The 6,959-nt window shown below is 40.7% G+C and carries 6 protein-coding genes; 4 read left to right on the forward strand and 2 right to left on the reverse strand.

The window, feature by feature from the left end; translation table 11 throughout:
* On the forward strand, positions 1 to 212 hold a 212-nt coding region (locus tag AB1414_12980), incomplete at its 5' end, for a hypothetical protein (GenBank protein ID MEW6608336.1).
* On the opposite strand, the gene AB1414_12985 is transcribed toward AB1414_12980, so the two are convergent.
* Positions 198 to 449, reverse strand: a complete 252-nt coding sequence (locus AB1414_12985) for a hypothetical protein (GenBank protein MEW6608337.1) — start codon at positions 447 to 449, stop codon at positions 198 to 200. The genes AB1414_12980 and AB1414_12985 overlap by 15 nt on opposite strands.
* A 592-nt stretch (positions 450 to 1,041) precedes the next feature.
* Between AB1414_12985 and AB1414_12990 the strand changes: the two genes are divergently transcribed.
* The 3 genes from AB1414_12990 (at position 1,042) to AB1414_13000 (ending at position 5,689) form a co-directional block, all read left to right on the forward strand.
* Positions 1,042 to 2,463, forward strand: coding sequence for a right-handed parallel beta-helix repeat-containing protein (locus tag AB1414_12990; GenBank protein MEW6608338.1), 1,422 nt, complete (start codon positions 1,042 to 1,044; stop codon positions 2,461 to 2,463).
* A gap of 299 nt (positions 2,464 to 2,762) precedes the next feature.
* On the forward strand, positions 2,763 to 3,767 hold the full coding sequence (locus AB1414_12995; protein ID MEW6608339.1) for a class II fructose-bisphosphate aldolase: 1,005 nt from the start codon (positions 2,763 to 2,765) through the stop codon (positions 3,765 to 3,767).
* Positions 3,764 to 5,689, forward strand: coding sequence for a hypothetical protein (locus tag AB1414_13000; GenBank protein MEW6608340.1), 1,926 nt, complete (start codon positions 3,764 to 3,766; stop codon positions 5,687 to 5,689). The genes AB1414_12995 and AB1414_13000 overlap by 4 nt, the downstream gene beginning before the upstream one ends.
* On the opposite strand, the gene AB1414_13005 is transcribed toward AB1414_13000, so the two are convergent.
* Positions 5,618 to 6,760, reverse strand: a complete 1,143-nt coding sequence (locus tag AB1414_13005) for a putative sulfate/molybdate transporter (GenBank protein ID MEW6608341.1) — start codon at positions 6,758 to 6,760, stop codon at positions 5,618 to 5,620. The genes AB1414_13000 and AB1414_13005 overlap by 72 nt on opposite strands.
* Between the last annotated feature and the right edge of the window lie 199 nt (positions 6,761 to 6,959).

Genomic DNA, 6,959 nt, shown 5'->3' on the forward strand with positions numbered 1-6,959 from the left:
TTTCAGGAGGAAATAGTAGGCAAGTAGGTAGTAGGAAAGGGATAAAGGATGTGCACGGTATTCCTCTTCTGGGGACAATGTCTCCCCTTTCCTACTTCCCTACTCTCCTACTTTCCTACAGGCTGAAGAGTTACCATTTTTTTTATAATAATATCTCCTTAATCTCCACATCTCCTTTTGTTACACCACCTGAACGCTTACCTTTTTTTTAAAGATTGTAATTCTAAGGAAGATATAAAACGAAAGGTTGAGTTTTTCAAAGGACAAATTTCCTCAAATTTGCCTGAAATCTGGCATAATTTTTTGAATGAAATGGGTGTGGCTACTTTTGGACGACGGACAAAAGGAATTTTTACCTTATTTTTAGGTTCAAAAAGGGTATTTTTTTCGCTCAAACAATGGATTTTTCCAACAAAAGGGTTGTTTTTCATAGAAATATCACCGGCCATAGTTAATATCTCTGCAAAAAATAAGGTTTTTCCATTTTATCTTTTTACATAACTTCAGTAATTACAAGGTTCTTTTGTCGTTTAAGAATAGCCACACCCAAATCAGACTGAAGCCTGTGGCTACCAGCCTTCCCGAGTCCCGAACCCCGAGTCCCGAGTCCCGATTTTCAGGCGAATAGCACGCTGATGACGCGGATGTTGCGGATATTTCGCGGATAAAAAATATATTATGGAAAAAATCCGCTAAAATCCGTTAAATCCGCGTTATCCGTGTGCTATTTTAACATTATTTTCAGAAGAAAATTGTCTTGACATAATTCCATATCTGTGGCATACTATATAATAATATTTTTCACAATAACTGGATAAAAAGGAGGTGATGAGTATGAAGAGATAAAACTTTTTTGTAAAATGGTCAGATGTAAAACTGACCATTGGGTAAGGAAAGTAAGAGAGTAATTAATCGGTAATCAGGTGAGGGAAAACAGGTTTTTTTCAACCGCAAGATTTCACACTAAAATGACCTGTCCCAAAATCTCTCTACTCTCTACTTTCTACTCTCTACTTATGAAAAAAAGGAGGTTAAGATTAAATGAAAAAGACATTAATAACAGCTTTAAAAAGTGTGTGTTTGACTGTAGTAATGGTGAGTTATGGCGTGCTGGTAGAGGGAGCAGTATTGCATGTTCCATCAGAGTATGCGACTATTCAATCAGCAATTACGGCGGCGGTAGATGGAGATACGGTGTTAGTAGATGATGGGACATACAGTGAGAACATCAATTTCCTGGGTAAAGGTATCACTGTGGAGTCTGTCCATGGCACAACCAGTACCATAATTGACGGCAATGCCAGTGGTAGTGTGGTAACCTTTAAATCTGGCGAGGACACTAAGTCGGTTCTGAGTGGGTTCACAATACAGAATGGACGAGCTGACTATGGCGGTGGGATTTATTGCTACTACTCCTTGCCGACAATTACCAACTGCACCATCAGTGGAAATTTCGGTGGGGCCGGCGGCGGGATTTCTTGCTCCTCCTCCTCGCCGACAATTACCAACTGCACCATCAGTGGAAATTCAGCTGGGGCCGGCGGCGGGATTTCTTGCAGGAACTCCTCCTCGCCGACGATTACCAACTGTACCATCAGTGGAAATTCAGCTAACTCTATTGGCGGCGGGATTTCTTGCTCCTCCTCCTCGCCGACGATTACCAACTGTACCATCAGTGGAAATTCAGCTAGGGACATGAGCGGCGGGATTTGTTGCTGGTACTCCTCCTCGCCGACAATTACCAACTGTAGCATCAGTGGAAATTCAGCTAATAATTATGGCGGCGGGATTTGTTGCGGGAACTCCTCCTCGCCGACAATTGTCAACAGTATCCTATGGGGTGATACTCCAGAGGAAATCTATTTAAGTCTCAGCTCTATAGACATCACCTACTCTGATATCCAAGGCGGTTATGCAGGAGAAGGCAACATTGATGCTGACCCATTGTTTGTTGGTGGTGGTGATTATCACTTAACCGCAGATTCACCCTGTATCGATACCGGCACGAGTGCAAATGCACCTGCAGATGACATCGATGGTGATATAAGACCACAGGGTGCAGGCTATGATATGGGCTCGGATGAGTATGTTGAGGAAATACAACCACCTGTCCCTGATATCAAGGCAAATGGCTCCGATGGAACAATAACTACCTCAGGGACAGTATCAATCACCATTGAACTTAATTCAGGAGGTTATGCCGGTCAAAATGCAGATTGGTGGCATGTGGCAGAGACACCTTTTGGTTGGTATCGGTATCAGGTAAGTGGAAATACATGGGTGCCAGGTCTGACGGTTAGTTATCAAGGACCTTTATTTAACCTGACTCCTCCATTTAATACCTTGAACACACCTCTACCTTCAGGGACTTACATTATCTACTTTGGAGTAGATATGAATATGAATGGTGGGATAGATTTTGATAGTCTGTATTATGACCGTGTAGTAGTCATAGTGCCATAAAGGAATGGGAATTTGAGAGATGGTGGGGCAGACCTTGCGAGGTCTGCCCCCCAGGGGCCATCTACACGGGGAGTGGGCACAAACGGGGATGAAAATGGGTTTGATGGTTCAGGTGAAATCAGACGGAAGCCTGTGGCTGCCAGCCTTCCCGAGTCCCGAGTCCCAAGTTCCGATTTTCAGGGGAAAGGAAGTTTCACGCCAAGCACGCAAAGAACGCAAAGGGAAATAAGGGAAAAAATTACCTTTGCGTCCTTTGCGGGAAAAAACTATTTTCAGGAAAAAGGAGGTAAAAAAAACCAATGAGTGTTAGTTATAAAGAACTTGGGTTGGTAACAACCAGAGAAATGTTTAAGGTGGCGATAGAGAAAGGTTTTGCTGTGCCAGGATATAATTTCAATAATATGGAGCAATTGCAAGCGGTCATTCGTGGGTGTGTTGAGACAGATTCACCAGTTATTTTGCAGGTATCCAAAGGTGCCCGTGAATATGCTAATTCAACTTTACTCCGTTATATGGCTCTGGGAGTGGTCGAGATGGTTAAGGAGGGTGGCAATGAAATCCCAATTACCTTACATCTTGACCATGGTGATACCTTTGAGCTGTGTAAATCTTGTATTGATACTGGATTTAGTTCAGTAATGATTGATGGCTCGCATCATCCTTATGAACAAAATATCGCTTTGACCAGGCAGGTCGTAGAATATGCCCACTCTAAAGATGTGGTAGTTGAAGGTGAACTTGGAATTTTAGCCGGGATTGAAGAAGAAGTAAAGGCAGAAAAGACTACCTATACCCATCCTGAACAAGTAGAAGATTTTGTTTCTCGAACTGGTGTTGATTCTCTGGCTATTGCTATTGGGACAAGTCACGGGGCATATAAATTCAAACCCAAACCTGGTGAATCGATACCACCTTTACGATTTGATATACTTGAAGAGGTTGAAAAGCGATTGCCTGGTTTTCCAATCGTTTTACACGGTGCCAGCTCTGTCTTACAAAAGTATGTGGAGATAGTTAATCAATATGGTGGTAACCTATCCGGGGCTATTGGTGTCCCGGAAGATCAATTACGCCGAGCCGCTAAAAGTGCGGTCTGTAAAATCAATATCGATACGGATGGACGGCTTGTCGTCACGGCGATGGTGCGTAAAATCCTGGCTGAAAATCCAAAAGAATTTGACCCCAGAAAATACCTTGGCCCAGCACGGGAAGAATTAGTTGAGATGATTAAGCGTAAAAACATAGAAGTTCTTGGCTCAAATGGACATGGTAAGGAAATTTTAAAGGCGATAAGAGGTGAATGAATAAAAAATCTTTTATCTTACCAGTTTTACTCATTTTACTCATCGGCTGTTTTTGTATGGGATTCTGGGGAGAATGGGATTTTTATATCGTTAATGACCACCCTATCAGGATTCAATACCTGTGGGATACATTAAAGATAAATCTGCCTATCTTTCATAAACTCATCTATTGGAATCCCTTCATAAATTGTGGAGAGCCCAGTTTATATTTGTATCCACCAGGTTTTATCATCTTTGGAACAGCAATTGACTTGATTACCTTCCATCAACTACCCATAGAAATAATCTATAAACTCCTTCTTATCTTTGCCTATTACTTACCGGGAATTACCAGCCTTTTATTTTACAAGAAAATAGGTTTGAGTCGAATCAGTGCCTTACTGGGCGCGCTGGCAATGATGCTCTATTCCAATATGACCATTGGTGGTGATGTTGAAGGCGGAATGATTATTGGATTCTTAAATATGCGACTGGCGGTTGGTCTGGCACCTCTTATCTTGTATTTTGCCTTATCATGGAACTTGAAAAATGCCATATGGACAGGATTGACATTAGGTTTATGCCTTTTAACCCATCCCTGGGGCTGTTTGTTGCCTATTCTGGCAATAATACTTTTAGGGACGCCTTCTAAAAAATCGATCGGACTTTTACTCCTTATCTTCGTTTTAGCCTCTGGAATATCGTGTTTTTGGTCATTACCGGCATTTTCCCATCGGGAATTTCTTAGACGGGCTGTTATCTGGGACTTTTCTCCAGACGATATTTTTACCTGGATTAAACAATTACAACCCTTTTGTTTATTATATTTAATCTCCCTTGCAGGATTACATAAAAAACATCTACGATTAGGCTTTTTACCTCTAATTATTTTAATCGTCATCCCTGGAAGTTATTTTTTTCACCTCGAATTACTTGAGCCTTCAAGGCTAAAAGATAATTTTTTCTTCTCAATACTGCTTTTATCGGCTGTTGGAATAGAGCAGTTATTAATTTGGTTAAAATGGAGAACTATTTATTCCATTGCCTCTATTTGCCTGATTATCATTTTGCTTGTTCCTTTTATGAATTCACCAACAAGAGATTCATATACTTATGGAAGTATCACCTATTATGAAAATTTTGATAAATATTACCAGATGAATAATATTTTCCATACCTTAAAAGATTCACCACCAGGTAGAATCCTTTTTACCTCTTCATCCCGGCCAATGAAAGGGGTATATCATACCCATATTTTTGCCTTGACACCTGTTTTTATTGGCCGAGAAATTATAGGAGGAATACCGACCGCTCATACCCCAATGGCTAATTATCTTTATTATGGTGGTAAGCAAAATAAGAATACAGATTTTGCTGAGGCATTTGATAATAAATCTATCTTTGGAATGAACTATGACGAAGGCGTGGATGTTCAAAGACTACATAAAATATGTTCACGGTTGAATATTACGACGATTGTTGTTGGCAAATATGAGGATAAAGTCCGTTCTTTTTTTCTTGCCAATCCTGACTATTTTCCATTACGGACAAAAATAGGTAGGTTTCATTTCTTTGATGTTGCCAACTACAAATATTCCCTTTTAGATTATAATAAAGCAGTGGTTATTAAAGGGAAAATGGATGAAATTCACATTCGAGTATTAGAGGCAAAACAAAATACCACACTGGGGGTCAAAATTTCCTATTATCCCTTGTGGAAGGCGTCCATTGATAATATTCAATTAAAAGTTAGTCAGGATGAAATGGGTTTGATAAAGGTCAATCTGCCAGCAGGGAAAAATTACATTGTGAAGTTAAAATATGAAGAGGGACTGATGGAACAAATTGGCTGGATTATCACCATTTTATCATTAGTGAGTGGTTTTCTTTTGCTCTGTTGCCAGCCATTTTTTACTCAAGTAGTGAACAATGAGGCCGGCTAAGAAACCGCAAGCCATATTGGTCAATAGGGAAACACCAATGGTTACTATTAGAGGGATTATGTCTTTATTCAAATGAATATCTTTAGCAAATTTGGTCAGTTCTACGCCGACCAGAAACATCATCGCACCAATAATAGCGGTAGGGAAGAAGGTGAACAAGCCAGCGATTGAAGAGGCTAAAAACAACCCCATTACGATTTCAAGGATTCCTTCGATAATATTTGTCCCACCGGTTCGTGCCCCAAAGTAGTATTGACCGGCTAAACCACCTGCACCATGACACATAGGCATTCCTCCAAAAAATGGGACAATCAAGTTCATAATCCCCTGGTTATAAGAAAGTTGTTTTTCACTCACCGATTTATCTGGCCAGTATGTTTTAATTAATGAAGCTGTAGCAATCGTGGCGTTGGTAATTGTCAGCGGAATTTGTGCAAACCCTGCCAATAGTAATGTTTGCCAGACTTCATCAAGGCGAAAGGAAGTAATTGGTGGCAGGCTAAAATCAGGTGGAGTAACTTGCCTGAACTGTCCTTTGACCAACATCATTCCCACACCAAAAAATATCAAGACAACAGCGGCAGGGGCATAGCGATTTTGTCGTAATGTCAATACTATCACGATGGAAATAAGACCAACTATCCAGCCGGTCGAAAGCATTTTGAATGCCTGAATGGCCAGAAGTATCCCTAATGTTACCTGGATACCGCGTATAACAGAATTAGGTGTCCTCTTTGCCAAATAACCAACCGCACCACTTAGAGCAAAAAGTCCCCAGATAACACCCATCGCAAATCCAGAGGCGTAAACCATTGATGGTGACCAGTGTTGGGCAATAGCCATTACCGCCAGCACCTTCATCGGTTCAATAGGCATAGGTAGACGATAAACAAGACCAGTAATGATATTTGCCAGTCCCATCATCACCAGGAATCCTGATGGATTAAGCCCACAGATAACAATATAACCAATAGCCAGTGGAAAAAGTGTTCCAAAATCACCCATAGAGCCGGCTAACTCTCTTAGGTTAAATTCAAAGGATTTACTGATAGGAATTTGCTTTTTGCACATGCTGAAGGTATTTTAGTATAAATTTTATCCTGAGTCAACAAAAAAATTTCGTAACCGTCAGGTAGTCCTTTGGAGAGCGTTGCGTAGGACTTAAGGCTATATCTATGGTCCCAGGCATTGCTTTACTTCATTTTCTGCCATCTTTTGCTTATTAAATTTGCTCCAGAGGAGCAATCTGTTTGTAGAAAAAAATGCCCAC

This window comes from bacterium, assembly GCA_040755795.1.
Classification (GTDB): domain Bacteria; phylum UBA9089; class CG2-30-40-21; order CG2-30-40-21; family SBAY01; genus JBFLXS01.

Coding starts and splice junctions, on each gene's coding strand:
- AB1414_12985 (MEW6608337.1), bottom strand. CDS start 449: ATGGCCGGTGATATTTCTATGAAAAACAACCCTTTTGTTGGAAAAATC.
- AB1414_12990 (MEW6608338.1), top strand. CDS start 1,042: ATGAAAAAGACATTAATAACAGCTTTAAAAAGTGTGTGTTTGACTGTA.
- AB1414_12995 (MEW6608339.1), top strand. CDS start 2,763: ATGAGTGTTAGTTATAAAGAACTTGGGTTGGTAACAACCAGAGAAATG.
- AB1414_13000 (MEW6608340.1), top strand. CDS start 3,764: ATGAATAAAAAATCTTTTATCTTACCAGTTTTACTCATTTTACTCATC.
- AB1414_13005 (MEW6608341.1), bottom strand. CDS start 6,760: ATGTGCAAAAAGCAAATTCCTATCAGTAAATCCTTTGAATTTAACCTA.